The sequence below is a fragment of the Roseovarius sp. MBR-154 genome, from assembly GCF_053628595.1.
In genome coordinates, this window is the sequence record NZ_JBRJGR010000007.1 from 182,244 (window position 1) to 208,172 (window position 25,929).

At 63.7% G+C, this 25,929-nt stretch carries 26 protein-coding genes, 1 other RNA gene and 1 pseudogene; 19 read left to right on the forward strand and 9 right to left on the reverse strand.

Translation table 11 applies throughout. The features are described from left to right. Window positions 1-13: 13 nt before the first annotated feature. The 3 genes from ACSSV4_RS11490 to thrS all read right to left on the reverse strand — a co-directional run bounded on the left by ACSSV4_RS11490 (window position 14) and on the right by thrS (window position 3,517). Window positions 14-715 carry a CDP-alcohol phosphatidyltransferase family protein gene (locus ACSSV4_RS11490; RefSeq protein ID WP_454275283.1) on the reverse strand — a complete coding sequence of 234 codons (702 nt, stop codon included), beginning with the start codon at window positions 713-715 and terminating at the stop codon, window positions 14-16. Between the two features lie 89 nt (window positions 716-804). Continuing rightward, entirely contained in the window at window positions 805-1,392 is a 588-nt protein-coding gene (locus ACSSV4_RS11495) for a cytochrome P460 family protein (RefSeq protein WP_454275284.1), read from the reverse strand. Window positions 1,393-1,570: 178 nt separating this feature from the next. After that, on the reverse strand, window positions 1,571-3,517 hold the full coding sequence (gene thrS, locus ACSSV4_RS11500) for a threonine--tRNA ligase (RefSeq protein ID WP_454275285.1): 1,947 nt from the start codon (window positions 3,515-3,517) through the stop codon (window positions 1,571-1,573). Between the two features lie 265 nt (window positions 3,518-3,782). On the opposite strand from thrS, the gene ACSSV4_RS11505 reads away from it, so the two are divergent. The 4 genes from ACSSV4_RS11505 to ACSSV4_RS11520 all read left to right on the forward strand — a co-directional run bounded on the left by ACSSV4_RS11505 (window position 3,783) and on the right by ACSSV4_RS11520 (window position 6,010). After that, entirely contained in the window at window positions 3,783-4,028 is a 246-nt protein-coding gene (locus ACSSV4_RS11505; RefSeq protein ID WP_454275286.1) for a hypothetical protein, read from the forward strand. Window positions 4,029-4,136: 108 nt separating this feature from the next. Next, window positions 4,137-4,919 (forward strand): alpha/beta fold hydrolase, encoded by a 783-nt coding sequence (locus ACSSV4_RS11510; protein WP_454275287.1) that lies wholly within the window; start codon window positions 4,137-4,139, stop codon window positions 4,917-4,919. Window positions 4,920-5,022: 103 nt separating this feature from the next. Next, complete coding sequence (locus tag ACSSV4_RS11515) at window positions 5,023-5,751, forward strand: alpha/beta fold hydrolase (protein ID WP_454275288.1); 729 nt, start codon at window positions 5,023-5,025, stop codon at window positions 5,749-5,751. After that, window positions 5,744-6,010, forward strand: coding sequence for a hypothetical protein (locus tag ACSSV4_RS11520; RefSeq protein WP_454275289.1), 267 nt, complete (start codon window positions 5,744-5,746; stop codon window positions 6,008-6,010). The genes ACSSV4_RS11515 and ACSSV4_RS11520 overlap by 8 nt, the downstream gene beginning before the upstream one ends. A 59-nt stretch (window positions 6,011-6,069) precedes the next feature. Here the strand turns inward: ACSSV4_RS11520 and phaZ are convergent, their stop codons facing one another. Further along, window positions 6,070-7,362: a polyhydroxyalkanoate depolymerase gene (gene phaZ / locus ACSSV4_RS11525; RefSeq protein WP_454275290.1), complete on the reverse strand. Its 1,293-nt coding sequence runs from the start codon at window positions 7,360-7,362 to the stop codon at window positions 6,070-6,072. Window positions 7,363-7,470: 108 nt separating this feature from the next. Here phaZ and ACSSV4_RS11530 point away from each other — a divergent pair, with 108 nt between their 5' ends. From ACSSV4_RS11530 to ACSSV4_RS11545, 4 genes are all read left to right on the forward strand, one after another. Next, window positions 7,471-9,276: a PHA/PHB synthase family protein gene (locus ACSSV4_RS11530; protein WP_454275291.1), complete on the forward strand. Its 1,806-nt coding sequence runs from the start codon at window positions 7,471-7,473 to the stop codon at window positions 9,274-9,276. A gap of 140 nt (window positions 9,277-9,416) precedes the next feature. Continuing rightward, the gene (locus ACSSV4_RS11535) at window positions 9,417-9,866 is read left to right on the forward strand and encodes a phasin, PhaP (RefSeq protein ID WP_454275292.1); all 450 of its coding nucleotides are present in this window, start codon (window positions 9,417-9,419) and stop codon (window positions 9,864-9,866) included. Window positions 9,867-10,004: 138 nt separating this feature from the next. Continuing rightward, the gene (gene phaR, locus ACSSV4_RS11540) at window positions 10,005-10,562 is read left to right on the forward strand and encodes a polyhydroxyalkanoate synthesis repressor PhaR (RefSeq protein ID WP_454275293.1); all 558 of its coding nucleotides are present in this window, start codon (window positions 10,005-10,007) and stop codon (window positions 10,560-10,562) included. 6 nt (window positions 10,563-10,568) lie between these two features. Continuing rightward, the gene (locus tag ACSSV4_RS11545; RefSeq protein ID WP_454275294.1) at window positions 10,569-11,534 is read left to right on the forward strand and encodes a LysR family transcriptional regulator; all 966 of its coding nucleotides are present in this window, start codon (window positions 10,569-10,571) and stop codon (window positions 11,532-11,534) included. Here the strand turns inward: ACSSV4_RS11545 and ACSSV4_RS11550 are convergent. Then, the gene (locus ACSSV4_RS11550) at window positions 11,526-11,984 is read right to left on the reverse strand and encodes a nucleoside deaminase (protein WP_454275295.1); all 459 of its coding nucleotides are present in this window, start codon (window positions 11,982-11,984) and stop codon (window positions 11,526-11,528) included. The two genes, ACSSV4_RS11545 and ACSSV4_RS11550, sit on opposite strands and share 9 nt — an antisense overlap. A gap of 64 nt (window positions 11,985-12,048) precedes the next feature. Here ACSSV4_RS11550 and ACSSV4_RS11555 point away from each other — a divergent pair, with 64 nt between their 5' ends. Then, window positions 12,049-12,849, forward strand: coding sequence for a pseudouridine synthase (locus ACSSV4_RS11555; RefSeq protein ID WP_454275296.1), 801 nt, complete (start codon window positions 12,049-12,051; stop codon window positions 12,847-12,849). A 58-nt stretch (window positions 12,850-12,907) separates the two neighbouring features. On the opposite strand, the gene ACSSV4_RS11560 is transcribed toward ACSSV4_RS11555, so the two are convergent. After that, window positions 12,908-13,600, reverse strand: coding sequence for a metal-dependent hydrolase (locus ACSSV4_RS11560; protein WP_454275297.1), 693 nt, complete (start codon window positions 13,598-13,600; stop codon window positions 12,908-12,910). Window positions 13,601-13,739: 139 nt separating this feature from the next. Here ACSSV4_RS11560 and gatC point away from each other — a divergent pair, with 139 nt between their 5' ends. From gatC to ACSSV4_RS11590, 6 genes are all read left to right on the forward strand, one after another. After that, window positions 13,740-14,027: an Asp-tRNA(Asn)/Glu-tRNA(Gln) amidotransferase subunit GatC gene (gene gatC / locus ACSSV4_RS11565; RefSeq protein WP_454275298.1), complete on the forward strand. Its 288-nt coding sequence runs from the start codon at window positions 13,740-13,742 to the stop codon at window positions 14,025-14,027. Beyond that, window positions 14,027-15,514 carry an Asp-tRNA(Asn)/Glu-tRNA(Gln) amidotransferase subunit GatA gene (gatA, locus tag ACSSV4_RS11570; RefSeq protein WP_454275299.1) on the forward strand — a complete coding sequence of 496 codons (1,488 nt, stop codon included), beginning with the start codon at window positions 14,027-14,029 and terminating at the stop codon, window positions 15,512-15,514. The genes gatC and gatA overlap by 1 nt, the downstream gene beginning before the upstream one ends. A 38-nt stretch (window positions 15,515-15,552) precedes the next feature. Beyond that, window positions 15,553-16,272 (forward strand): hypothetical protein, encoded by a 720-nt coding sequence (locus ACSSV4_RS11575; protein WP_454275300.1) that lies wholly within the window; start codon window positions 15,553-15,555, stop codon window positions 16,270-16,272. 86 nt (window positions 16,273-16,358) lie between these two features. Then, window positions 16,359-16,991, forward strand: coding sequence for an N-acetylmuramoyl-L-alanine amidase (locus ACSSV4_RS11580; RefSeq protein WP_454275301.1), 633 nt, complete (start codon window positions 16,359-16,361; stop codon window positions 16,989-16,991). Between the two features lie 12 nt (window positions 16,992-17,003). Continuing rightward, window positions 17,004-17,428: RNase P RNA component class A (gene rnpB / locus ACSSV4_RS11585), an RNA gene on the forward strand. Between the two features lie 36 nt (window positions 17,429-17,464). Next, a complete protein-coding gene (locus tag ACSSV4_RS11590; RefSeq protein ID WP_454275302.1) occupies window positions 17,465-17,974 on the forward strand; it encodes a DUF2244 domain-containing protein in 510 nt (169 codons plus the stop codon). Window positions 17,975-18,082: 108 nt separating this feature from the next. Here the strand turns inward: ACSSV4_RS11590 and ACSSV4_RS11595 are convergent, their stop codons facing one another. Together ACSSV4_RS11595 and ACSSV4_RS11600 are read right to left on the reverse strand one after the other, a co-directional pair. Continuing rightward, window positions 18,083-18,946: a DUF2189 domain-containing protein gene (locus ACSSV4_RS11595; RefSeq protein WP_454275303.1), complete on the reverse strand. Its 864-nt coding sequence runs from the start codon at window positions 18,944-18,946 to the stop codon at window positions 18,083-18,085. 89 nt (window positions 18,947-19,035) lie between these two features. Further along, the gene (locus ACSSV4_RS11600; protein ID WP_454275304.1) at window positions 19,036-19,923 is read right to left on the reverse strand and encodes a LysR family transcriptional regulator; all 888 of its coding nucleotides are present in this window, start codon (window positions 19,921-19,923) and stop codon (window positions 19,036-19,038) included. 480 nt (window positions 19,924-20,403) lie between these two features. Here ACSSV4_RS11600 and ACSSV4_RS11605 point away from each other — a divergent pair, with 480 nt between their 5' ends. The 4 genes from ACSSV4_RS11605 (at window position 20,404) to ACSSV4_RS11620 (ending at window position 24,859) form a co-directional block, all read left to right on the forward strand. Next, window positions 20,404-21,603: a porin gene (locus tag ACSSV4_RS11605; RefSeq protein ID WP_454275305.1), complete on the forward strand. Its 1,200-nt coding sequence runs from the start codon at window positions 20,404-20,406 to the stop codon at window positions 21,601-21,603. Between the two features lie 277 nt (window positions 21,604-21,880). Beyond that, window positions 21,881-23,065: a porin gene (locus tag ACSSV4_RS11610; RefSeq protein ID WP_454275306.1), complete on the forward strand. Its 1,185-nt coding sequence runs from the start codon at window positions 21,881-21,883 to the stop codon at window positions 23,063-23,065. 97 nt (window positions 23,066-23,162) lie between these two features. Then, window positions 23,163-23,993: a sulfotransferase domain-containing protein gene (locus ACSSV4_RS11615; RefSeq protein WP_454275307.1), complete on the forward strand. Its 831-nt coding sequence runs from the start codon at window positions 23,163-23,165 to the stop codon at window positions 23,991-23,993. Continuing rightward, window positions 23,990-24,859 (forward strand): sulfotransferase domain-containing protein, encoded by an 870-nt coding sequence (locus ACSSV4_RS11620; RefSeq protein WP_454275308.1) that lies wholly within the window; start codon window positions 23,990-23,992, stop codon window positions 24,857-24,859. Before ACSSV4_RS11615 ends, ACSSV4_RS11620 begins: the two co-directional genes overlap by 4 nt. Before the next feature lie 587 nt (window positions 24,860-25,446). Here the strand turns inward: ACSSV4_RS11620 and ACSSV4_RS11625 are convergent. Next, window positions 25,447-25,839, reverse strand: a pseudogene (locus ACSSV4_RS11625) (N-methylproline demethylase); the annotation flags it as partial. Window positions 25,840-25,929: the final 90 nt, after the last annotated feature.

Genomic DNA, 25,929 nt, shown 5'->3' on the forward strand with positions numbered 1-25,929 from the left:
GGGGCCCGCGGTCTCAGATCGGAGTGTCGCGGGGCGGGATGATCTGCTGCACGATACCGGCAAAGACCAGGTAGACGCTGGTCACCACCAACCCCCAATGCGCCCAGCTCTGCGGGTCGAAATGCACCCAGGCCGCCCAGCCCGCAAAGAACGTCCAGCCGAGTGCCATCGGCAGCGTCAGCCAGCGCCAGCGTTCGGTGCGCACCGGATGCACGAACTTGAGCGGCAGGAACATCGCCACCGACAGGATCACCACAAGCGCGAGAATGATCCAGAACGACGGCTTGATCGCGAACATCACGATCACCATCATGTTCCAGCAGCCGGGAAAGCCGGAAAAGGAGTTGTCCTTGGTCTTCATCCTTGTGTCGGCAAAATACATCGCACTGGCATAGGTGATCACGATGATCGCCAGCCAGCCCGTCCAGCCCGGCAGAAGATCGGAGCTGAACAGCGCGAAGGCGGGGATGAACACATAGGTCAGATAATCAATGATCAGGTCGAGCAGCACGCCGTCGAATTCGGGCGCGTATTGCTGCACGTCATATTTGCGCGCCAGCGGCCCGTCGATACCGTCCACCGCAAATGCCACGACCAGCCACAGGAACATCAGCTCCCACTCGCGGTTGATCGCGGCGAGCATGGCGAGCATCGCGAATACCGCGCCGGTAGCGGTCAAAAGGTGAACTAAAAGCGCGCGCATCTGTGGTGTCATCCGGGCTTAATGGCGCAGCTTTCCGGTATTTGCAAAGAAAAACCCGGCCCCCTTGGCAGGGGACCGGGCGGTTGCGTGAGTGGACTGCTTCAATTCGAGACGCGGACCTCTTCGAGTGGGTAGGCGAGCATGTCCTGCGCCTCCCATGCGACGTGGCAATCGTGGCAAAAGCTCTGCTTGAACTTCATCGGCTTGCCGTTGGGCTGCACGCCCGCATAGACCCAGTCGGCGGTGTCGGGCGCGCTGCCTTCCTCGCCCTTGGTCATGATGAAGAGCGGGCCGGTGCGGGCCTCTTTCTTCTTGGCGGAGATGGTGATGCTTTCCTTGGCAAGCACCGAGCCTGCGGGCATGTCCACGCCCTCTTCGGCGAATTTCAGGTATTGCTCTGCGGCGATGTCGTTGGCAAAGGTCTGGAGCAGACGGTTGCCATGCGCGCCCGCGACGGCGGGGCGGGTCGAACTCACGGTCCAGTCGCGATAGGCGGCGGCCACCTCGTTGCCTTCCTTGGCGTAATTCTCGGCCATCTCGTCCTTGAGGCAGGCATAGATTTCGTCGATCGCGGCGGCGTCAAGCTCGAACGGATCGGTCACGTCGACGGCGCAGGCCGCATGGGCGACGGGGGCCAATGTGAGGCTGGCAGCGAGGGTCGCGGCGGCGGCGAAAAGCTGGCGTTTCATGATGATAGTCTCTCCATTTCGGTCACAAGACGCAAAGGTCTCCCGCGCGGAACGTCGCACATATCGACTGTAATTGAACCTAACTATTCCGTGAGGAGAGACGTGGTTTCGTTGGCCCGGCATGCGTCACGGGGCGCAGCGCGCGGGACCCCTGCGCGCCGTGACGGGGGCCCGTGGATCAGGCCAGATCGGGTGGGGTGGCCTCGCGTGCAAGCTCCTGCGCCATCTCGTCGAGCGCCCGCATGCTGGTCTGTTTTTCGCCCAGACGCCGGACCGACAGGCTGCGCTCTTCGACCTCGCGCATGCCGCAGGCGAGGATCACCGGCACCTTGCCAACGGAGTGCTCGCGCACCTTGTAATTGATCTTCTCGTTACGCGTGTCGGCCTCGGCGCGGATGCCGAGGGCGGTCAGTTTATCAACCGCCTCAAATACATAGTCATCGGCCTCCGAGGTGATCGAGGCGACCACGACCTGACGCGGCGCGAGCCAGAAGGGCAGGCGCCCGGCGTGTTCCTCGATCAGGATGCCGATGAACCGCTCGAAGCTTCCGAGCACGGCACGGTGCAGCATCACCGGGCGATGCTTGGCCCCGTCGGTGCCGATATAGGTCGCATCCAGCCGCTCCGGCAGAACGAAATCCACTTGATGCGTGCCGCATTGCCATTTGCGCCCGATGGCGTCGGTCAGGGTGAACTCCAGCTTCGGCCCGTAAAACGCCCCTTCGCCGGGGTTCACCTTCGGCTCGACCCCGGCGGCGCGGGTGGCGGCAAGCAGTGCCGCCTCGGCGCGGTCCCAGACCTCGTCGCTACCCGCGCGGACATCGGGGCGGGTGGAAAACAGCACCTCGAATTCGGGAAAACCCAGATCGCGGTAGATCGTCGAGAGAAACGCGATGAACCGCGCCGTCTCGGCTTCGATCTGATCCTCGGTGCAGAAGATATGCGCGTCATCCTGCACAAATCCGCGCACCCGCATGATGCCGTGCAGCGCGCCCGAGGGTTCGTAGCGGTTGCAAGAGCCGAATTCGGCCATGCGCAGGGGCAGATCACGATAGGATTTGAGCCCCTGATTGAAGATCTGCACGTGGCACGGGCAGTTCATCGGCTTGAGGGCGTTGATCGCCTTTTCGCGCGCGTGATCCTCGTCGACCTCGACGATGAACATGTTGTCCTGGTATTTCTCCCAGTGGCCCGAGGCCTCCCACAGCTTGCGGTCGACAACCTGCGGCGTGTTCACCTCGACATAGCCGCCGCGGGTCTGCTGGCGGCGCATGTAATCCTGCAAGGTGGTGTAGATGGTCCAGCCATTGGGGTGCCAGAAGATCTGGCCGGGGGCCTCTTCCTGCATGTGGAACAGATCCATCTCGCGGCCCAGCTTGCGATGGTCGCGACGCTCGGCCTCTTCGAGGAAGGTGAGATACTCCTTGAGCTTTTCCTTGGACTGGAACGCCACGCCATAGATGCGTTGCAGCATCGGGCGGCTGCTGTCGCCGCGCCAATAGGCTCCGGCCACGCTCATCAGCTTGAAGGCGTCGGCGGGCACCTGACCGGTATGTTGCAGATGCGGGCCACGGCACAGATCCTGCCAGTGCCCGTGCCAGTACATTCGCAGCGGCTCGTCGCCGGGAATCGCCTCGATCAGTTCGATCTTGTAGGGCTCATGGGTGCCGCGATAATGCTCGATGGCGCGCGGACGCTCCCAGATCTCGGTGCGCACGGGGTCGCGGAGGTTGATGATCTCTTTCATCTTCTTCTCGATGAGGCCGAGATCCTCGGGGGTGAAGGGCTCTGCGCGGTCGAAATCGTAATACCAGCCGTTCTGGATGACGGGTCCGATGGTGACCTTCACATCGGGCCAGAGTTCCTGCACCGCGCGGGCCATGATATGCGCCAGATCATGGCGGATGAGTTCGAGCGCCGGGGCCTCGTCCTTCATCGTGTTGATGCTGACTGCCGCGTCCTGCGGGATCGGCCATTGCAGATCCCAGTGCTGGCCGTCGACATGCGCCGAAATGGCCTTTTTCGCCAGTGACGTCGAAATGCTTTCCGCGACATCGGCGGGGGTCACGCCTGCGGGATAGCTGCGCGGAGTGCCATCGGGGAAGGTGAGGGAGATATCGGCCATTGCTCTGGCTCCTCGTCGGTTTGGCGCCCACGGAACGCCCGGTTGCGGGTATGGTTGCCGCCTAATGCCCGCAGCGCGCCCGCAGGTCAAGGCCCGCCTCTGAAATGGACGGCATACAATGGTATAAGATAACATTTTGCCGCAGGCCGGAAAAATCATTGGACATGTCGGAATTGATGGCCTAAATGCCGCTTATCGGTCGCGAAACAATATTACGCTGCGCCTGCACGGTCGGCGCGCAGCACGGGCTCAGGAGGCCAGAGACATGCCGGGTTACAATTCAAGATTCGAACTGTCGGTCGCGGATATGGAGCTGATCGAGGCGGCGCTGCGCCAGACCAAATCCGAGCTTTCGGCGCGTGCCGTGCCGGTGGCCGCACAGCACGACAAGACCGAGGACAGCAACCGAGATGCCGATGGCACCCTTCGCCAGATACACGATCTGCTGGGTCGCCTGCACAACCAGAAGGTCTTTTACCGTCCGCGTCGCGGAGCCTATATCGGCGGCTGAACGCGGCTGGAGGGGGGGAATCGACGGTCTCTCGTCGCGGTTCCGAGCCACGCTTGCGTCGCCATGGCGCGCCATGCATGATCGCCTCGAAAGACGAGGGAGGACACGATGCAGGGGCCGTCTTATCTGACCACAGCGGAAGGCCGCGATCTGGCGTATCATCAGACGCCGGGGCAGGGGCCGGGCGTGGTGTTTCTGGGCGGCTTCAAATCCGACATGGAGGGAACCAAGGCGCTCTGGCTCGAGGAGTGGGCGCGGCGCATGGGCCACGCGTTCCTGCGGTTCGATTACTCCGGGCACGGGCAATCCTCGGGGGCGTTCACCGACGGGTGCATCGGCGATTGGGCGGCGGATGCGCGGGCGGTGATCGAGGCGCTGACCAAGGGGCCGCAGATCCTCGTGGGCTCGTCCATGGGGGGATGGATCGCGCTCTTGCTGGCGCGCGAGATGCCGCAGCGCGTGGCCGGGTTGGTCACCATCGCGGCCGCACCGGATTTCACCGAGGATTCGATGTGGGCGGGCTTTGACGCGGCGCAGCGCGCGGCGTTGCGGGACCACGGGCAGGTTGCCCTTCCGAGCGACTATGGCGAGCCCTATGTCATCACCCGCCGCCTGATCGAGGAAGGACGGGAGAACCTGGTGTTGCGTACCCCGCTCGATTTGCCCTTTCCTGTTCGATTTCTGCAAGGAACCGCCGATGAAGATGTGGATAAATCGGTGGCCTTGTCGCTTTTGGACCATTCAACCGGGCCGGATATTCGGCTCACTCTGGTCGATGGCGCCGATCACAGGTTCTCGGACCCGACCTGTCTGGCGCTGATCGGGTCCACGCTCGAAGAGGTCATCGCGCGACACGGTCAGGCGCACAGTGCGACGGTAAATCCGGCGTAATCCAGCGCGCAGCGGCGGGCGGGGCTTGCACTTTGGTCCTGCGGGGTGACATTCTGATCCCCGAAAGCGGGGGCGCAGACCCCCGGGGAGTGCGAGATGTCCGATGAGCAGTGAGCCTGTTGTGTTTCTTCCAGGCATGATGTGTGACGCGCGTCTTTTCGCGCCGCAACTGGCCGACCTGAGCCGTGATATGGCGGTCACTGTCGCGCCGATCACCGGCGGGGACCGGATCGAGGAGATCGCCTCGGGTTTGCTCGACGTGCTGCCACGCCGCTTTGCGCTGGCTGGGTTGTCGATGGGCGGCATCGTGGCAATGGAGATCCTGCGACGTGCGCCTGACCGGGTGACGCGACTGGCGCTGATGGATACCAATGCGCTGGCCGAAACCCCGCAATCCGCCGCCGGATACGAGCCCTTCATCATCAAGCTGCGCGCGGGTCCGGTGGCCGATGCGGTCGAGATGATGCTGGGGCGCGATGTGCTCGCCCCCGGACCGGGCCGTGGGACGGTTCTGGCGCAGGTGGTGGAGATGGCTACCGCGCTCGGGCCCGAGGCGATCATCCGGCAGACGCGCGCCCTGCAACGGCGGCGCGATTATCAGGCGGTGCTGCGCCGCTGCAAGGTGCCGGTGCTGGTTCTGTGCGGGGCGCTGGACGGGCTGACGCCGCCCCGGCGGCACAGCTTTCTGGCTGATCTCATACCCACGGCCACGCTGTGTCAGGTGCCCGAGGCCGGGCATCTGCCGGTGCTGGAGCAGCCCGACGTAACGACGGCGGCGCTGCGTGGCTGGCTGCAACGGCCGTTGATGCTGCAGAATCGCGTCGATGCCTGAGACCGGACCAGAGACGAGGCGCAAGCCAGAAAGCTCCACCAAGGGCAGGTTGCGCCAACTGCGCCGTCGGGTACAGGTCTGGACCGGGCGCAGATTGCCGCCTGGAGTAAGGCTGATCGCCGGTCTGCTGCTGATTGTCGGCGGAATGCTGGGGTTTCTGCCGGTGCTGGGGTTCTGGATGGTTCCACTGGGGGTTGCGGTGGCCGCTCTCGATGTCGTGCCGCTTTGGCGCTGGCTCAGGCGGCAGCGCGCGCCGTGAGCCTGCGCGTAGCGCATCGCCCGGCGGCGGCACCGCAGGGCGGTGCCGCCGGGGCGGCGTCAGCCATTCGCGGCAACGTTGCGATTCGCGGGCTTGGGTTCGGCCTTGGGGTCCGCCTTGGGCCGGGCATTCGCGTCGATGAAATCGAGCACCACCGGGCGGATGTTGTTGCGCCAGGAACGTCCCGCGAAGATGCCGTAATGACCGGCCTCGGGCTCCAGATAGCTGGCCTTCATGTGATCGGGCAGGCCGGTGCACAGATCGAGCGCGGCGACGCATTGGCCAGGCGCCGAGATGTCGTCCTTGCCGCCCTCGACGGTCTTCACGGCGACCTTGGTGATCTTGCCAAGATCGACGCGGTGTCCCTTGATCTCGAATCGGTTCTGCGCAATCTCCAGCCCCTTGAAAATTCGCTCCACGGTCGAGAGGTAGAACTCGGCGGTCATATCCATGACCGCGAGATATTCGTCGTAGAACCGGTTATGGGCGTCGTGATCGCTCGCCTCGCCCTGGCTGACGCGCATGATCTGGTCGGTAAAGGCCTTGGCGTGGCGCTCGGCATTCATCGACACGAAGGAGGCCAGTTGCAGAAGGCCGGGATAGACCTGGCGGCCCACACCCTTGTACTTGAAGCCGACGCGCTGGATCATCGTCTCTTCAAGCTGGCCCATGGTCACACGGCGGCCAAAATCGGTGACGTCCGTCGGTGTTGCGTCCGGGTCGATCGGCCCGCCGATGAGGGTGAGCGTGCGCGGCTGCGCCTCTGGCTCGAGTTCGGCCAGATAGGCGGTGGCGGCCAGCGTCAGCGGCGCGGGCTGGCAGACGGCTATGACGTTGATATCGGGGCCCAGCGCCTTCATGAAATCGACAAGATAGAGCGTGTAATCCTCGATATCGAACTTGCCTTCGGACACGGGAATGTCGCGCGCGTTATGCCAGTCGGTGACATAGACCTCGCAATTGACCAGCAGCGATTTGACGGTCGAGCGCAAGAGCGTCGCGTAATGGCCCGACATCGGCGCCACCAGCATCACCTTGCGAGGCTGTTCTTCGCGTCCCGTGACATTGAAATGGATCAGATCGCCGAAGGGGCGCGAGACCACTGTCTCGATGTTCACCAGATGATCGCGTCCGTCTTCATGGGTGAAGGTGCGGATGCCCCAGTCGGGCTTGGAGATCATGCGTTGATAGCTGCGTTCGGTGACTTCGCCCCAGGCGGCCATCCATTGCAATGCAGGGTTTGGCACCATGCTGAACATCGGATAGGATGCGAAGGAGAGGGCGGAGGCTCCGAGCCATTGGTTGGCGTTGCGGAGGGATTCCATCATGTCGTAGGTGGCCATGTAGCGCATATTCGTCTCCTGTTTCGGGTGGGCACCCGGTTCTATTCGTCGCACTGCCCCTCCGGTCATGGCGACGGTATGCTGCATAGCAGAAAATGTTAAGGGGAAATGATTGAAATGGCAACGCAAGACGATGTCGCAGGCGAAAACGTTGAAAAGATGAATGAAAATCTCGCCAAGGTCGAGCAGTTGTCGCAGCGGCTGATCCAGGCGCTGGCCTCGCGCAAGCCTGCAAATCCGACATTGAACGCGCCGTCGCAGGACCTGTTTGCCAAGGCCGCGTCGTCCTACTGGACCGAGATGTTCGAGAATCCGGGCAAGATCTACGAGCAGCAGCTGGAATACTGGGGCAAATCGGTGCGCCATTTCATGGAGGCCCAGCAGATGCTGATCCGCGGCGAGGTGGCCGAGCCGGATGACGCGCCCGACCTGCTGGCCGGTGACAAGCGGTTCTCCAACCCGCTGTGGAATTCACACCCCTATTTCAAATACGTCAAGCGGCAATATGCCCTGAATGCGCAGGCGATCGAACAGGCGCTCGAGGAGATCGACGAGGATCTGCCGGAGAAGGATCGTCGCCGCCTCGATTATTTCGCGCATCAGATCATCGACATGATGTCGCCCACCAATTTTCTAGGCACCAATCCCGATGCGCTGGAACGCGCCATCGAAACCGAGGGCGAAAGCCTGGTGAAGGGGATGGAGAACCTGATCGCCGACCTTGAGGCCAACAATGGCGAGCTGGTCGTGCGGCTGGCAGATGACAAGGCATTCGACCTGGGCACCAACATCGCCACCACCCCCGGCGAGGTGGTCTATCGCAACCGGATGATGGAGCTCATTCAATACAGCCCCACCACCGAACAGGTCCACGCCATCCCGCTAGTGATCTTTCCGCCCTGGATCAACAAGTTCTACATCCTCGATCTCAAGGCGCAAAACAGCCTGATCAAGTGGATCACCGATCAGGGCTATACGCTCTTCGTGGTGAGCTGGGTCAATGCCGATTCGAGCCATGCCGATGTCGGAATGGATGAGTATATCGAGGAAGGGTTTCTCACCGCCATCCGCGAGGCCAAGGCGATCACCGGGCAAAAACAGGTCAACGCCGTAGGCTATTGCATCGCGGGCACCACCCTGCATCTGACGCTGGCGCTGATGGCCAAGCGCGGCGACACCTCGGTCAAGTCGGCCACGTTCTTTACCGCGCTCACCGATTTCGCCGAACAGGGCGAGTTCACCCCCTTCCTTCAGGATGATTTCATCGACGGCATCGAGAAGGAAGTGGCCGCGCAAGGCGTGCTGCGCTCCTTCATCATGGGGCGCACCATGTCCTTCCTGCGCTCGCGCGACCTGATCTATCAGCCGGCCGTGCGTAGTTACATGATGGGCGAGGCTCCGCCCGCCTTCGACCTGCTCTACTGGAACGGCGACGGGGCGAACCTGCCTGCGAAAATGACGGTGCAATATCTGCGCGGCCTGTGTCAGGGTAATCACTTCGTGACCGACGGGTTCGAGATCTGCGGTGAACGGCTGCATGTCAGCGACGTCAAGGTGCCGCTGATGTCGGTGACCTGCGAGAACGATCATATCGCCGCGTGGAAGGATTGCTATCGCGGGTTTCAGCAGACCGGCGCGAAGGATCGCACCTTCATCGTGTCGGAATCGGGACACATCGCCGGGATCGTCAATCCGCCCGCCAAGAAGAAATACGGGCATTACATCAACGACAATCTGAGCGGGTCGGCGGATGAGTGGATGGCGAGTGCCACTTATCACGAAGGGTCGTGGTGGCCGCGCTGGGAGGCCTGGCTGGCGAAGCGGTCGGGCAAGATGGTTGCGGCCCGCGAGCCGGGCGATTCGGAACATCCGGCACTGGCCCCGGCCCCCGGGACCTATGTGCGCAAGAAGGCAACTATCTGATTTTGAAAAGATTTCCCCCTAGGTCATCGAAAAATGCTGCAGTGCAGAAAAATATCTTGAAATGCCGCGCTGCAGCATCTATATTCCTCTCAGTAGCAGACAGCAGCGGACACTCCGCTTAACCCGAGAGGACCTTACCAATGGCAAAGAACCAAGATTTCACCGCGATGTTCAAAGACGTCATGGGCACCTTCCCCGTCGACACCAAGGCGATGGAAGATGCATTCAAGAATCAGGCAACGCTGAACGAGAAACTGTCAGGCGTCGCGCTGACCGCAGCCGAGCAGTCGGCCGAAATCTCGAACAAGTGGACCAAGGAAACCCTGGCCAAGCTGAGCGAGATGTCGAAAGCGAAAGCAGAGCCCGCCGATTACGCCAAGGCGATGACCGATTTCGCGTCGGCCAATGCCGAAGTCGCCGCCGAGAACATGGCCGCCTTCGCCGAGATCGCCAAGAAGGTTCAGATGGAAACCGTCGAACTGATGATGGCCGCAGGCAAGACCATGCAGGAAGACGCCACCAAGGTTGTCAAGAAAGCAACCGACGACGTCACCGCAGCGACTCAGAAAGCGACCGCTTCGACCAAGTAAGAACACGCAGATACATACCCTGATCCCCTCCCTTGATGGGTATGGACTGCGAGGGGCGAGCCGCGAGGCTCGCCCTTTCTTTTTTCTGCACTTGCGTCTAGTCTGTGCTGCAGCCGCATTCCTCGGGAGGGACATCCTTTGGCCGACACCCAGAAACCGTTGCTTATCAAGCGCTACGCCAGCCGCAGGCTGTACAATACCGAGACCTCCGATTACGTCACGCTGGAGGACATCGCCGAATTCATCCGCGATGGGCGCGAGGTTCAGATCATCGACTTGAAGTCGGGAGACGACCTGACCCGACAGTACCTGCTCCAGATCATCGCCGAACACGAAAGCCGCGGCGAAAGCGTGCTGCCGATCAACGTGCTCAACGACCTGGTGCGCAGCTATACCACGCAGGCCACCAGCGTGGTGCCGGAATTCCTGGCCGCCAGCTTCGAGATGCTGCGCGACGGCCAGTCCAAGATGCTGGAGAACATGACCAAGGCCAATCCGCTCGCCGCGATGCCGGGGATGGAAGCGATGCGCGCCCAACAGGAGGCCTTCATGAAGGCGATGACCGGGGGGCTGAAGGGCATCGGCAGCAGCGGCCCGCAGCCCGATGGCGACACCGCGCAGGACAGCGACGATCTTGACGAGATCAAGAAGCAGCTTGCGGAGTTGCAGAGCAAGTTGTCGAAGATGAGCAAGTAGGCCGCCATGGTCGAAAGCCCGGGCCGGATCACCCTGTGGGGGATCGAGGTGTTCATGGCCGCCGCCGACGAACGCTCGATCTCCGCCGCCGCCCGGCGTCTGGGGGCCAGCCCCTCGGCGGTCAGCCAGCAATTGACCAATCTGGAGGGCGCGGTGGGCGCGACGCTGTTGCAACGCAACGCCCGCCCGATCCGCCTGACACCGGCGGGCGAGATCATGCAGCGCCGCGCTCAGGTCATCCTGAACGAGGCGGCGCAGGCGCGGGCCGAGCTGGCGATGTCGCACCTGTCGACGCTGACCCGCTTTCGCCTCGGCATGATCGAGGATCTGGAGGCGGATGTGACGCCGCAACTGCTCACCCACATGGCCGGAGAGTTGACGGGCTGTCAGTTCCTGCTGGAGACCGGCGCGAGCCATCACCTTTATGATCAGCTTGACGCGCGCGCGCTCGATTTCATCGTCGCCGCCGAACTGGGTGACGCGGCGGACTGGACCGAGGTGCATCCCGTCCTGCGCGAAGGCTTTGCCGTGGTCGCGCCGCGCCGCGTCATCCGCCCCGATCGCGACGTGCTGCGGCAGCTAAAGCGCCTGCCGCTCATCCAGTACACGCAGCGGCATTACATGGGGCGGCTGATCTCGGCGCATCTGGTGCGCGAAAAGCTGAACCTGCCGCATCGCTTCGAACTGGACAGCTATCACTCGATCCTGGCGCTGGTCGGGCAGGGCACCGGCTGGTCGATCCTGCCGCCACTGGCGTTGATGCGCGCGCGGCGCTTTGCCGATCAGATCGACGTGCTGGAATTGCCGCTGGCGCCGCTCACGCGCACGATCAGCGTGATCGCGCGCAAGGGCATCTTGCAGGACATGCCCGAGACGCTGGCCGCCAGGCTCAAGCCGATTCTCAAGGAGGCCATCGTCGATCCGGCGATTCGGCAGCACCCGTTTCTGGCCGATGGCCTGACCCTATTCTGACCTGCGCCGGGTGGCAAAAAAGGACTTGAGCAGCGCTTCGGCCTCCCGCGCGCCGATGCCGTCATAAACCTCCGGTACGTGGTGGCATTGCGGATGCGCGAAGACCCGCGCGCCCTGCGCCACGCCGCCCGATTTCGGATCAGCCGCACCATAATAAAGCCGCGCGATCCGCGCCGCCGCGATGGCACTGGCGCACATCGCACAAGGCTCCAGCGTGACGTAGAGATCATGCCGCACCAGCCGCTCCGAGCCGAGCGCAGTGCAGGCGGCGCGGATCGCGAGGATTTCGGCATGTGCGGTGGGATCGCTGAGCTCGCGCGTCCGGTTGCCCGCCTGAGCCACGATCCGGCCCGAAGCATCCACCACCACCGCGCCCACCGGCACCTCGCCCCGCGCGGCGGCGGCGCGGGCCTCGGTCAGGGCGGTGTCCATATGGCTGCGGAATGTCATGACCTGTCTCTGCCCCGCGATCCGCGCTTTCGCAAGCCCCGGCTTTGCGCTATGCGCGTGATCCATGAGCACCAACACCCCCCCCGGCGAGCGCATCGCCAAGGTCATCGCCCGCGCAGGCCGCGCCAGTCGGCGCGAGGCCGAGCGCCTGATCGAGGCCGGCCGCGTCACCGTGAACGGGCAAAAGATCACCTCGCCCGCGCTCAACGTCACACCTGCGGACAAGATTGTGGTCGATGGTCGCGCCCTTGCAGCGCCCGAACCGGCGCGCCTCTGGCTCTATCACAAGCCTGTGGGCCGCGTGACCACCACCCGCGACGAGCAGGGCCGCCCCACGATCTATGACGACCTGCCCGAGGACATGCCGCGCGTGATGAGCATCGGGCGGCTCGATCTCAATTCCGAAGGTCTGTTGCTGCTGACCAATGACGGCGAGTTGAAGCGCAAGCTGGAACTGCCCTCCACCGGCTGGCTGCGCCGCTACCGCGCCCGCGTCAACGGGCGGCCGACCGATGCCACCTTCGATCCGTTGCGCAAGGGTCTGGTGATCGAGGGTGAGAAGTTCCAGCCGATGACGGTGACGCTCGACCGCCAGCAGGGGGCCAATGCCTGGGTCTCCGTGTCGATCCGCGAGGGCAAGAACCGCGAAATTCGCCGCGCGATGGAGGCGGTGGGCCTGGTCGTCAACCGCCTGATCCGGCTCTCATACGGGCCGTTCCAGCTGGGCCAGCTCAAGCCCGGCGCGGTCGAGGAAATCCGCCCCCGCGTGCTGCGCGACCAGTTGGGGATGCCGGACGAACCCCAGCCCGACACCAAGAAATCGCCCGCAGAACCGCAGCGCAAACCGCAGCGTCGCCGCCGCTGACAGCTTCATCTTGCGGAAAGCATCCCGGGGGCGTGGGGGCAGCGCCCCCACTCCGCGCTCAGATACTGATCGCCGTCATCACCTCGGGCTCGATCACATTGACACCGGGCAATGCCTTGACCAGCTCCTCCGCCGATTGCTCCAGGATCGGGAAGGTTTTGTAATGGCAGGGGATCACGGTCTTGAAGTCGAAGAATTTTTTCGCCGCATAGCCCGCCCGGCGCATATCCATGGTGAAATGCCCGCCCGCGCACAAGATGCCGATATCGGGCTGATGCAGGTCGTGGAAGACACCCATATCGGCCATCACGTCAGTATCGCCCGAGACATAGATCACATGCCCCTCGCCCGCGATCATGAAACCACATTCGCTGCCCGGCACATGCGGCCCCGCTTCGGTGCCAAAGCTGGTGGAATGGGTGGCATGCACCATCGTCACCTTGACGCCCTCCAGATCGACCGTGCCGCCCTTGTTGAAGCCCACGGTCTCGATCTTTTCGGCCTGCTCCCAATGTGCCATCAGGTCAAACTGGCCGACCACCGGAATGCCAAGGGATTTCGCCAGCGGCAGCACGTCGTTGACATGATCGAAATGCGCATGCGTCAGCAGGATATGGGTGGCCCCCCTGGTTGCGTCCTCGTGACTGTCCTCGGGCAGCATCGGATTGCCGTTCAGCCACGGGTCAAGCAGCAGCACCTGCCCGCCGATCTCGATCCGGAAAGAGCTGTGTCCGAGCCAGATGATATTCATGTGTCGTCTCCCCTTTTGCGATTTGGCGCGACTGTAACAAGCCTGCGGTCAGAATAAAGGGGGGCGGGGCCCGCCTCCGTCTTGCACCCATATCGCGCGGGCGCTAAACGCGGGAGCAACCGGACAAGAGGAGTGGCTCATGTCGATCGATCTGGAAACCGCGGCCAAGGTGGCCAAGCTGGCGCGCATCCGCGTGGACGAGGACGCGCTGCCCGCGCTGGCGCAGGAATTCAACACCATCCTCGGCTTTATCGAGCAATTGGGCGAGGTGGATGTGACGGGTGTCGAGCCGATGACTTCCGTCACCCCGCAGCGCCTGAAACGTCGCGATGACGTGGTGACCGAGGGCAACCAGCAAGACAAGATCCTGTCGAACGCTCCCGATGAGCGCGAGGGCTTCTTTGCCGTGCCGAAGGTGGTTGAATGATGACCGAACTGAACAAACTGACGATTGCCGAGGCCCGCGACGCGCTGCGCAAGGGCGATGTGACCAGCGTGGAATTGACCGAAGCCTGCCTTTCGGCGGTGCAGGGCGCAGGCGCGCTCAATGCCTTTGTCCATGACACGCCGGATCTGGCCCGCGCGCAGGCGCAGGCGGCGGATGCGCGGATCGCGCAGGGCGATGCGCCCGCGATGTGCGGCATTCCGCTGGGGATCAAGGATCTCTTCTGTACGCGCGGCGTGCCCTCACAAGCCGCGAGCCGCATTCTGGAAGGCTTCAAGCCGGAATACGAATCGACCGTGACGCAGAACCTCTTTGACGCCGGTGCCGTCATGCTGGGCAAGCTCAACATGGACGAATTCGCGATGGGATCGTCGAACGAAACAAGCGTTTACGGCAACGTCGTCAACCCGTGGCGGCGCGGCAATGACGAGGCGGCGCTGACCCCCGGCGGCTCCTCCGGTGGCTCGGCCAGTGCCGTGGCGGCAGACCTCTGCTTGGCGGCCACCGGGACCGATACCGGCGGCTCGATCCGCCAGCCTGCGGCGTTCACCGGCATCACCGGCATCAAACCCACCTACGGGCGCTGCTCGCGCTGGGGGATCGTGGCCTTTGCCTCGTCGCTCGATCAGGCCGGGCCGATGACCAAGACGGTGCGCGACAGCGCCATCATGCTGGGCGCGATGTGCGGCCATGACCCCAAGGACAGCACCTCGGCGGATATCCCCGTGCCGGATTTCGAGGCGATGCTGACCGGCGACATCAAGGGCAAGGTGATCGGTATCCCCAAGGAATACCGCATGGACGGCATGCCCGACGAGATCGAGAAACTCTGGGCCGATGGCACCGCGATGCTCAAGGACGCAGGCGCCGAGATCCGCGACATCAGCCTGCCGCATACCAAATATGCCCTGCCTGCCTATTACGTGATCGCGCCCGCCGAGGCATCCTCGAATCTGGCGCGCTATGACGGGGTGCGCTACGGCCACCGGGCAAAACTGGCGCAGGGCGACGGCATCACCGAGATGTACGAGAAGACCCGCGCCGAAGGCTTTGGCCATGAGGTGCAGCGCAGGGTCATGGTTGGCACCTACGTGCTCTCGGCCGGGTTCTACGACGCCTATTACAACCGCGCCCGCAAGGTTCGCACCCTGATCAAGCGCGACTTCGAGGAGGTCTTTGCGGCGGGCATCGACGCCATCCTCACCCCGGCCACGCCAAGCGCGGCCTTCGGTCTGGGCGAGATGACGGATGCCGACCCGGTGCAGATGTATCTCAACGACGTCTTTACAGTGACCGTCAACCTTGCCGGTCTGCCGGGCATCGCGGTGCCTGCGGGCACTGACAAGCAGGGCCTGCCGCTCGGACTGCAACTGATCGGGCGGCCATGGGACGAGGGCGATCTGCTCAACACCGCCTATGCGCTGGAACAGGCGGCGGGCTTTGTAGCCAAGCCCGCGAAATGGTGGTAAACGCCCCTGCAAACGGGCACAAGGCAGGACATTTAGAGATGCGGATCGCACTTGGATTGGTGATGATGGCGGCGCTCGGGGCCTGTGCCCCGGCGATCCCCGACAGTGGGGCTGGGGTCGGGTTCGGGGATTACGACCAATATCAGCGCGAGAAAGCGGCGCGCGAGGCAGCCCTTGCGGGCAATGCCCTGCCTGCGCCCGATGCGGTCTCGTCCGAGCCGCTAGACGCGACCGGGCAGGCGGCGAGCGACAGCGAGGCAGAGCGTCTTGCGGCGGAAACCCAGGCCGCGCTCGCGGCGGCCAATTCCGGTGAAGTGCCGGTGCAGGCAAGCCCCTCGAACCCACCGCCGCCGGTGCTCAATTCGCAGGGGATCTCGCAGGAGAACGATTTCGATGCTGTCGGCTCGGAACGCTCCATCGAGGAGGACGCGGCGCGCATTGCACAGAACCGTGCGCAATATCAGGTGATCGAACCCGAGGCGATCGGTACCCGCCCTGATGACGCCAGCCCCAATATTGTGGCCTATGCACTGGCCAACCGGCACCCCGTGGGCACGCAGCTCTACAGCCGGGTCGGGTTCAACAAGGCAAGCAAGTTCGAGCGGAACTGCGCGCAATATTCTTCCTCCGATGAGGCGCAGATCGACTTTCTGCACGAAGGCGGACCGGAGCGCGACCGCCTCGGTCTTGATCCCGATGGCGACGGCTTTGCCTGCGACTGGGATCCGACCCGCTACCAGAACCTGGTCGGCGGCTGATGGCCGGGTGCGCCGAGGCGCACCAGCCGGTGACTTCCTGTCTCTCGCCCAATTTCGGGCCGCGCCGTGACGGCGTGTGGCCTGATATGATCGTCTTGCATCATACCGCGATGGCGACGCCCGAGGCGGCGCTCGAACGCCTTTGTGATGCGCAGGCTGAGGTGTCCGCGCATTACCTGATCTGTGAGCGCGGCCGCGTCTGGCGCATGGTCGAGGAGGAGATGCGCGCCTGGCATGCAGGTGTGGGGCAGTGGGGGGATGTCGTGGACGTCAATTCCCGTTCCATCGGCATCGAGTTGGCCAATACCGGCGCGCATCCCTTTCCCGCCCCGCAGATGGTGGCGCTGGAGCGGCTCATGGCGGGCATCATGCAGCGCTGGCGGATCGCGCCCGCGCGGGTGATCGCCCATTCCGACATGGCCCCCGCCCGCAAATCCGATCCGGGGCCAGGGTTTGACTGGCGCGGGCTGGCGCGGGCGGGGCTGTCGGTCTGGCCGAAGGTCTCTGCCGCCGGGCCGGTTTCGGAGGGCGATTTCCTGCGCGATGCCGCTCGCTTCGGCTATGGACTGCCCAAGGATGTGACCGCTCAGGATGTGCTGCGCGCCTTTCGCCTGCGCTTTCGCCCGCATGCCGCTGGCCCGCTTGCGCCCGAGGATTGCGCGATGATCGCCGATCTCGCGCGTCGCTTCCCAGTTGACCGGAACCCCGCGACCGCCTAAGTCGAACCTCGCGCGGAGGGCCGGATGGCCGCGGCGCCCTGCAAGGGGCATCGAGGAAAGTCCGGACTCCACAAGACAACGGTGCCGGGTAACGCCCGGCCGGGGCAACCCGAGGGAAAGCGCCACAGAAAACAGACAGCCCCGGAGCTGTGTCAAGGGTTCGCCTTTGGCAAGTGCCGGGGTCAAGGTGAAACGGTGGGGTAAGAGCCCACCGCGGGACGGGCAACCGGACCGGCACGGCAAGCCCCACCGGGAGCAATGCCAAATAGGGACCGCACGCGGGGACCGGTCGGGCAACCGAAACCGCCCGCAGGCACGTCTTGGCCCGGCGGTCCGGGTTGGCAGCTTGAGGCGCGCGGGCAACCGCGCGTCAAGATGAATGGTCATCCAAGGGGGCAACCCCTGGACAGAATCCGGCTTACAGGCCCTCCGCGCACCCTTTTCATTTTCCGCCCAAGGGCTACAAACGAGGCATGCCGTATGAATGGAGCACCCCGCCGCGCGGGGCAGACCCAGATATCAGCCTTTCGCTCTGGCCGCACCGGTCGCTGCCGCGCCGGGGCTTTGCCGCGTTCGTGCTGGGCACCTTCACGCTGATCACCATCCCGCTTTATCCACTTCTGGGAACGGTGGTGCTGTGGGGGCTGTTGCCCTTCATGCTGGCAGCTGTAGGCGGCATCTGGTGGGCGTTGGAGCATAGCTATCGCAGTGCCCGCGTCACCGAAAACCTGGTCATTTCACCGGACGAGGTGCACCTCACCCGCACCAATCCGCGTGGTGATGTGCAGGCGTGGGAGTGCAATCGCTACTGGGCGCAGGTCCAGATGCATCCCACGGGAGGCCCGGTGGAGCGTTACATCACGCTGAAGGGCAGTGGCCGGGAGGTCGAGATCGGGGCGTTTTTGTCAGAGGACGAGCGTAAGACGCTCTACGGCGAACTTGCCGACGCGCTGCGCCCGCCGCCTGCGCCGATGGTGGGGTAAGGGAACGGGGGGATATGTCCTGGAGCGGTTCTCTGCGCGACCGACCCGGCGCGGAAACGACGGCAAAGCCCACCGCGCCTTCATCTGTACGCCCCCGTATCTCCCGCTTCACGCCTCGCCCGGCACGGCCGCCCGGTAGAGATGCCAAGTGGCATGACCCAGAACCGGCAGAACGAGCACCAGGCCGAGGAAGGCGGGCAGGGTGCCCAGCACCATCGCCACGGCGACCAGCAGACCCCATGTCGCAACGATGCGCGGGTTTTCCCGCGCCACCTTGAGCGAGGTAAGCACCGCCACCGGGATGCCTGCGCGCCGGTCGATCAGCATCGGAAAGGAAATCAGGCTGATCACCAGCACTGCTCCGGCAAAGACAAAGCCCACGCCCAAGCCCAGCACGATCATCGTCCAGCCCGGCCCGGTGCTCAGCACCTCAGCGATAAAGCCGCTGACCGAGGCGGGCGGTTGCGGCCCGAGCGTGACATTGTAGATCAGGCTTGCGGCGAACATCCAGGCGATGAACAGGCCCATCAGGACCAACCCCAAAACCAGAACCGGCACGATCACCGGGGCGGTCATCACCGAAAATGCCGCCCCCCACCCAGCCTGACCGGTCGCCTCGCGCTGGCGGCTCATCTCATATAGCCCGGTGGCGACCACCGGGCCGAGCAGGGTGAACCCTGCGGCCAGTGGAAAGAGCATCGGCAACCGCGCCATGTGAAAGGCGACAAGCGCGAGCGCGATTCCGATGATCGGATAGATCGCGATAAGGAAGATGACGTCGCTGCGCAGCGACGTGAAATCGTCGATGCCCTTACGCAGGGCCGCGCGCAGATCCGCAGTCGTCAGGCGGCGCACTTCGGGCGGGGCGGTGACCGTGCCGCGCAGCGCCTCTGTCGCCTCGCCGGCGGTGCGACCCGCGCCAAAGGCGGCATCCGCCATCCAGCTGAGGGGGTTTCCGATGGTCCGTGTCATGCGTGGCCTCCCTTTCATCGCAGCACCCTTGCCTGCGACAAACTAGCACGCATGAGCCGTGCGGCCAGATCACAATTGGGCGATGCGGTTCAGGCTGGCCCGCGATGCGCCTGTGGATGAGCGCTGCGAATCGCTGTGGCCAGCACCAGGGCTGCGGGGGTCATCAGGTGCGCGGGCTGTGTCACCATCCACAATTGGCGTCGCGCCCCGGCGCCCGGTAGAGGCAGGAAGGCCAGATCGTGAGACCCTGGCAGCACGGTCAGTTCGGGCAAGACCGTCACTCCGACGCCCGCGCGCACGAGGCTGAGGATCGAGGCGGTGTTGCGCACCATCAGCGGCGCGGCGGAAAGGACGGGCACGAATGCCGGGTCGGAAATATACTTGCAAAGCCCGTTGGCGATGAAGGGCGTCTCCCCGAGGGCCGCCCAGCCGTGCCCGGGCCAGTTGCCGATCAGCGGGTCGTCGGCGCGGCAGACGAGGCCGAAGGCATCGGTCAGGATGAGGTCGCGCTCCAGCCCCGGCAGGGGCGGCAGGCTGGCCAGACCGATATCGGCGCGCTCGGCCAGAAGATCCTGTTGCACGGTGGCGGAATCGCTGTCGGTGAGGTCGATCCGCACGCCGGGGCGCTCGCGGAGGAACCGCTCCAGCACCGGCGGCATGATGACCTGTGCCGCCGAGGGGGTGACTGCGAGACGCACATGCCCGCGCTCGGCACGCGACAGCCCCTCGATGGCCGAAAGCGTCCGGTCAAAATGCGACAACCCGCGCCCGGCCTCGTGCAGCACCAACTCGCCCAGCGGCGTAAGGCGGGATTTGCGTGCGGTTTCAAAGAGCGGCGCGCCGATATGCTCCTCGAACTGCTTGAGCATCATCGACACCGCCGAGGGCGTACGCCCGAGAATCGCGGCAGCTTCGGAGAGGCTGCCGTGATCGGCCACGGTGCGGAAACAGCGGAGCATTTCGATCTTGATGGACAAATTCAGCCTGCCTTGATCCTGCAATGGGTTGTATCATTCAGGCTGAATTTTGCGCCCTTGTCGCGGCAGAGTCCACGCCCTGCATCGGACCTGGGGATCAAGGGCCAGGTGCAGCAGGGCCGGTGGCGCGGGGCACACCTCAAATCAGGCGCCGGGGTGAGTCGGCGGATGGTTTGTCAAGCCTGATCCTGCGGCGCTGTGTGCGGCTTGGGCGCGTCTGTCATATGCTTGGCGGTAATCCCAGATAAATTGTCATATGATTGATATCATGATGAAATTCTGATGTCAGCCCCCTGCCAAGCTGTGGCAAAATTGCCAAACTCGCGGACTTCACGTGAAGCGCACATCTTCGTGTTTGGACAAGGCAGGATTGCATCAGCATCGCTTTTCCTGCGTCGGGCGCAACGCCCGGAGTTCACTGCTTATCGCAAACTTCGGGCAACTCATTGCTCATTGCCCGGCCTGTCAGGAGGAAGACCCGTGAAACAAAGACTTCTCAACACCAGCGCAATCGCCCTCGCCGTGGGTGCGGCGCTGCCCGCATCGGCCCAGGAATGGGATATGGACTGGGGCGGTTACCACTCGGCCCATGTCGCTTATGCCGATGTCAAGACCACCAACATTCTGGCCGGCACCGATTTCGACGGTGTCGACGTCTACACCGAGGCGGAGATCCAGTTCACCCCGTCGGTGACGCTCGACAACGGCATGACCTTCGGTGTCAACGTGCAGATGGAAAGCACCAATAACGGCGGCGGTGCGGTGGGTATCGACGAAACCTATCTCGAAGTGTCCAGCGACACTCTGGGCAAGGTCATCATCGGCAACGAGAACTCGGCCGGGTACAAGATGACCGTCTCGGCTCCGCAGGTCGATGGCAGCATCTGGATCAACTCGCCGTCGGTCTCGGGCTTTATCCCGCTTTCGATCAGTGCCGGGGGCAACTCGCCCTATCTCTTCCGCGATGTGGGTATTTCGGCCTGGGCCGAGGTTCTGGGCAATAACGACGTGCCGCGCATCTCTTACTTCACGCCGTCCTTCAACGGCCTGACCGTGGGTGTGTCATATGCCGCGACCACGGACCGGCCGGGCGCCGCACGTGCGGCCGTCGCAGGTGGCGGCAATAACGCCGGCAACAACTTTGGTGTAGACCGCAATGCCGGCGTGAGCGACATCTTCGACGTTGCGGCGGCCTACAGCCAGAGCTTCAACGGTTTCGATGTCGACCTGTCGGCGCGTTACGGCACCGCCAACAGCAATGTCGCGGCCAATGGCGATCCGTCCCTCTGGGTCCTCGGTGCGAGCTTTGGCTATGCGGGCTTCACCGTCGGCGGCTCCTACGGCGAAAACAGCAATGGCGGCTTCCGCAACTTCAACTCCGAAGGTTGGGCGCTGGGCGCGACCTACGACATGGCGGGCCCGTGGCTCTTTGGCGTAGACACCTATCAAGGTGAATATAACGGCGTGAACGGCACCAGCGACAAGGCCGAGTACGAAGCCTACCAGATCATCGCCAACCGCGAACTCGGGGCTGGCGTGAGTTGGGCCGTCTATGGCGTCTATGTCCAAACCACCGTGAATGCGGAGCTTGGCGGGTCGTTCTCCGGCGTTCCGGGCGGTCTGGCGAACAGCGAAGTCGAGGGCTATCTGGTCGGCACCTCGATCAACCTGACGTTCTAAGGTCAGTCACGCAAGATGCGAGGGACGCGGGAACACGCCTGCGCCCCTCGCAACGCGGGCTTCGGCGCGCGCCAGAGATGAAAATTCAAGTCCGCCGGATCTACAAAGGTGCTGCTCCACTCTGTGTGGTTTCTACGTCACATGTCGGGCGTGATGCGGAAACGGGCGGGGGGTTACGTTGACAGTCTGGTCCCTCTTGGCGCATTTCTTCGTCCAAGCCGTTTCCAATGACTGGTGCGGCGGATCCGAAAAAACCTGCTTATGAGGAGGGACACCCTTGAAAAAGCAACTTCTGAGCACCAGCGCGATCGCACTCGGCGTCGCAATGGCCGCACCGGCATCGGCCCAGGAATGGGACATGGACTGGGGCGGTTTCCACAACGCACACGTTGGGTATATGGGCCTCGACACCACCAACGTCCATGTCGGCAGCGACTTCGACGGCGTTGATGTTTTCCAGAACGCGGAAATCATCTTCACCCCGTCCGTCACGCTCGACAACGGCATGACCTTCGGTGCAACCGTGCAGATGGAAAGCACCAACAACGGCGGCGGTGCAGTCGGTATCGACGAAACCTTCCTGTCGATCTCCAGCGACACGCTGGGCCGCATTGACCTCGGCAACGAGAACTCGGCCGGCTACAAGCTGTCGCTCGCGGCTCCCCAGGTGTCCGGCGGCATCGGCATCAACTCGCCGTCGCTCTCGGGCTTCGTTCCGATCTCGACCGGCGCGGGCGGCAACTCGCCTTGGGTCTTCCGTGATTCGGGCATCTCGTCCTACACCGAGGTTCTGGGCAACAACGACGTGCCGCGCATCACCTACTACACGCCGTCCTTCAACGGCCTGACCGTGGGTGTGTCCTATGCAGCAACCACCGACCGGACTGCCGCAGCACGTGCAGCGGTCGCAGGTGGCGGCAACAACGCCGGTAACAACCTCGGTGTCGACCGCAATGCCGGCGTGACCGATATCTTCGACATCGGCGCCAACTACAGCCAGACCTTCAACGGCTTCGACATCGGCCTGTCGGCCCGTTACGGCACCGCCAACAGCAATGTCGCGGGCAACGGTGATCCGACCGTCTGGGCCGCTGGCGCGCAGTTCGGCTATGCCGGCTTCACTTTCGGCGGCTCCTACGGCGAAAACAGCAATGGCGGCTTCCGCAACTTCAACTCCGAAGGCTGGAGCCTCGGCGCGACCTACGACATCGAAGGCCCGTGGTCGGTTGGCCTCGATACCTTCCAGGGTGAGTACAACGGCGTGAACGGCACCTCCGACAAGTCCGAGTACGAAGCCTATCAGCTCGTCGCCAGCCGTTCGCTGGGCTCGGGCGTGACCTGGGCTGTCTATGGCGTGTACGCCGAAAGCACCGTTAACGCGGATCTCGGCGGCACGTTCGGCAACCCGAACAGCGAAATCGAAGGCACGCTGATCGGAACCTCGATCAACCTGTCGTTCTGATCGACGGGTCAAAAGACTTGAGGGCGGGGGGTGACATTTCCCCCCGCCTTTTCTATGTGTGCCGCATCACGTGCCAAAAGACGGGGAATTTCGGGGCATGAAGCGAAGCATCATCTGGCTGGCCTCCTATCCGAAATCCGGCAACACTTGGACGCGGCTTTTCCTTGCCAATTACCTCGCCAACACGTCGCAACCGTTTCCGATCAACGAGGCGCATCGCTTTGCGATGGGCGACGCGATCGTCCGCATGTACAATATGGTGGCCGGGCGACCGATCGACCCTCAGAACTTCCACGAGGTTCTGAAGCTGCGCGACAAGGTGCTGCGCGGTATCGTGGCCAACGATGCCGATGTGAATTTCGTCAAGACGCATAACGCGCGGCTGGCCGCCAGCGGCATGGATCTGATCCCCGACCGCTATACCCGCTCTGCCATCTATATCCTGCGCAATCCGCTCGACATGGTGCTGTCCTATGCGCGCCATTACGGTATCGCCCCGGAAGAGGCGGCCCGGCAGATCTCGCATCACGAAAACGCCAACCTGCCGACCGAACGCACCGTGGCGCAATATCTAAGCTCCTGGGACAATCACGTGCGCAGCTGGATGACCTATGCGCCGTGGAAGCGGCTTCTGGTGCGTTACGAGGATCTGCTTGACGATCCCGAGACCCATTTCAGCAAGATGCTGGAGCATATCGGCGTGCCCGTCGACCCTGAGCGGCTGGCCCGGGCGATCCGCTTTTCGAGTTTCGATGAGCTGTCGAAACAAGAAGAAAAACAAGGGTTTATTGAACGTTCCAAGGAGAGCGAAAAGTTCTTCAGCAAGGGCCAGAAGGATCAGTGGACAACCGATCTCGATCCCGCGCTGGCCGATCAGCTGCGCGAGCGATTCGGGGAAACCATGCAGAAATACGGGTATCTGGAATGAGCGACCTGCAACGCATCATCTGGCTGGCAAGCTATCCCAAATCGGGCAACACTTGGATGCGGAGCCTGCTCGCGCATTATTTCATGCCCGCCGGTCAGGCCCCTGACATCAACAACCTGCGCCAGTTCACCACCGGCGACACGCGGCAGGATTTCTTCGACGCGGCCAATGGCGCGCCGTTCCGGGGGCAGGGGCTGGAGGACTGGATGCGCGTGCGCGGCCGCGCGCTGCGGCTGATCGCGGCGTCAAAGCCCGACCACCATTTCGTCAAGACCCATTGCCAGACCATCCGCGTCTTCGATCAGGACGTGATCCCGCCTGAGGTGACCGCGGCGGCGATCTATATCATCCGCAATCCGTTCGACCTTGCGCCGTCTTTCGCGCGACACCAGTCCTGCGATCTGGATACGGCGATCGCGCAGATGTGCAATCCCGAGACGCTGACCGGAACGCCGAACGGGATCATCGACCTTCTGGGCCGGTGGGACGATCATATCCGGCTCTGGACGCAGGCGCCGGGCCTGCCGAAATACGTGGTGCGCTACGAGGACATGCTGAAAAGCCCCGGCAAGACCATGCGCGGGCTTCTGGAGAAGTTCCTGCGCGTCAAGGTGGACGGACCCAAGCTTGCGCGCGCCGTCAAGGCGACGAGTTTCGAGGCGATGAAGAAGCAGGAAGAGACCCTCGGGTTCGCCGAACGCCCGCAGGGTATGCAGGCGTTCTTTGCCAAGGGGCAGGCCGGGGTCTGGCGCGACGATCTGAGCGCCGCTCAGGTTGCGCGGCTGCGCGAGGCCTTCCTGCCGACGCTGGAAGAGTGGTATCCCGAGATGCTCAAGGAAACCGGCGCATTTGTCGCAAAGGCGTGAGCCGGGCGCGGCTGGCATTGTGCGGTGGTCGGCATATCCTCTAGGATGAAAACCGAGTCCAACCAATGGAGCGCAGGATGATCAGGCCCGTTTTCACCATGATCGCAGCCTTGGGCGGTCTTGCCGCCTGCATGACGACGCTGGCGCCGCAGGTGGTCGCACGGCTCGGGCCAGACCCGGCGTTGGGCGGCGGCAGTTACACCAGCGGTGGCGGCATCACCGTGGCCACCGATATCCGCGAGCGGAACGGGCGCACCATGGTCTGTGGCGTCTGGGCGCAGAGCCGTCAGCAGTCCACCCTGACCAGTGGCGTCGAGCCGAAAGTGCTCGGCAGCGGCAATGTCACACTCGGCGACGAGACGCTGGTGCGCGGGCTCCTATTCATGCGCGAGGTGCCGCCGAGGGCCGATTACGGCGCGGCAGAGGCTGGCTGCGTGGTCACGGATCGCGCCTGGCGGGCAGGCGACGAGGCGCGCCAACCCGTGATCTGGATCCCCCGGCAACAAGTGCATGTCGAGGGCGACGAGGGCGGTCATCTCGTCGTGTATTTCAAGCCCACGGGCCCGGCCGCGGGCGCTCCGAAGCGTTCAGATATCCTTGACCAGCCGCAGCGCGTCGTGAATCGCCGCATGCGTGTTGCGCGCGCTGACCGCATCGCCGATCCGGAACAGTTGAAAGCCGCCCTCGGGGTTGGGGGCGAGGGTTTGCGGCTGCCCGGCCAGAAGTGCCTCGTGATCCACCGCGCCCAGATTGCGCGACAGCGGCCTCAGGTCGAAATAGAGATCGTCGAGCGGCAGCGTGCCGTGATTGACGATGATCTGGTCGAATTCCCGCGTATAGCTGTGATCGGAATAATCCGTGCCGATGGTGGCGCGCAGGCGGTTGTTGCCGGAGCGCTCGGCCCGCAGCAGGCGGCGCGCGACGGTCATGGTGACGGGCTTGTCCTGCAGGCTGCGCATGTAGGGCACCAGGTTCATGGCCTGCTGCCGGTTCCGTGGATACCGGGTTAGGTTTGCATGGCTCGGTCCTCGAACGCCATGGGGCTTAGGTAGCGCAGCTTCGAGTGGCGT

Excerpts from the sequence above, each read along its gene's own strand:
- ACSSV4_RS11490 (WP_454275283.1), bottom strand. The coding sequence starts at position 715 with ATGACACCACAGATGCGCGCGCTTTTAGTTCACCTTTTGACCGCTACC.
- ACSSV4_RS11495 (WP_454275284.1), bottom strand. The coding sequence starts at position 1,392 with ATGAAACGCCAGCTTTTCGCCGCCGCCGCGACCCTCGCTGCCAGCCTC.
- thrS (WP_454275285.1), bottom strand. The coding sequence starts at position 3,517 with ATGGCCGATATCTCCCTCACCTTCCCCGATGGCACTCCGCGCAGCTAT.
- ACSSV4_RS11505 (WP_454275286.1), top strand. The coding sequence starts at position 3,783 with ATGCCGGGTTACAATTCAAGATTCGAACTGTCGGTCGCGGATATGGAG.
- ACSSV4_RS11510 (WP_454275287.1), top strand. The coding sequence starts at position 4,137 with ATGCAGGGGCCGTCTTATCTGACCACAGCGGAAGGCCGCGATCTGGCG.
- ACSSV4_RS11515 (WP_454275288.1), top strand. The coding sequence starts at position 5,023 with ATGAGCAGTGAGCCTGTTGTGTTTCTTCCAGGCATGATGTGTGACGCG.
- ACSSV4_RS11520 (WP_454275289.1), top strand. The coding sequence starts at position 5,744 with ATGCCTGAGACCGGACCAGAGACGAGGCGCAAGCCAGAAAGCTCCACC.
- phaZ (WP_454275290.1), bottom strand. The coding sequence starts at position 7,362 with ATGCGCTACATGGCCACCTACGACATGATGGAATCCCTCCGCAACGCC.
- ACSSV4_RS11530 (WP_454275291.1), top strand. The coding sequence starts at position 7,471 with ATGGCAACGCAAGACGATGTCGCAGGCGAAAACGTTGAAAAGATGAAT.
- ACSSV4_RS11535 (WP_454275292.1), top strand. The coding sequence starts at position 9,417 with ATGGCAAAGAACCAAGATTTCACCGCGATGTTCAAAGACGTCATGGGC.
- ACSSV4_RS11545 (WP_454275294.1), top strand. The coding sequence starts at position 10,569 with ATGGTCGAAAGCCCGGGCCGGATCACCCTGTGGGGGATCGAGGTGTTC.
- ACSSV4_RS11550 (WP_454275295.1), bottom strand. The coding sequence starts at position 11,984 with ATGACATTCCGCAGCCATATGGACACCGCCCTGACCGAGGCCCGCGCC.
- ACSSV4_RS11555 (WP_454275296.1), top strand. The coding sequence starts at position 12,049 with ATGAGCACCAACACCCCCCCCGGCGAGCGCATCGCCAAGGTCATCGCC.
- ACSSV4_RS11560 (WP_454275297.1), bottom strand. The coding sequence starts at position 13,600 with ATGAATATCATCTGGCTCGGACACAGCTCTTTCCGGATCGAGATCGGC.
- gatC (WP_454275298.1), top strand. The coding sequence starts at position 13,740 with ATGTCGATCGATCTGGAAACCGCGGCCAAGGTGGCCAAGCTGGCGCGC.
- gatA (WP_454275299.1), top strand. The coding sequence starts at position 14,027 with ATGACCGAACTGAACAAACTGACGATTGCCGAGGCCCGCGACGCGCTG.
- ACSSV4_RS11575 (WP_454275300.1), top strand. The coding sequence starts at position 15,553 with ATGCGGATCGCACTTGGATTGGTGATGATGGCGGCGCTCGGGGCCTGT.
- ACSSV4_RS11580 (WP_454275301.1), top strand. The coding sequence starts at position 16,359 with ATGATCGTCTTGCATCATACCGCGATGGCGACGCCCGAGGCGGCGCTC.
- ACSSV4_RS11590 (WP_454275302.1), top strand. The coding sequence starts at position 17,465 with ATGCCGTATGAATGGAGCACCCCGCCGCGCGGGGCAGACCCAGATATC.
- ACSSV4_RS11595 (WP_454275303.1), bottom strand. The coding sequence starts at position 18,946 with ATGACACGGACCATCGGAAACCCCCTCAGCTGGATGGCGGATGCCGCC.
- ACSSV4_RS11615 (WP_454275307.1), top strand. The coding sequence starts at position 23,163 with ATGAAGCGAAGCATCATCTGGCTGGCCTCCTATCCGAAATCCGGCAAC.
- ACSSV4_RS11620 (WP_454275308.1), top strand. The coding sequence starts at position 23,990 with ATGAGCGACCTGCAACGCATCATCTGGCTGGCAAGCTATCCCAAATCG.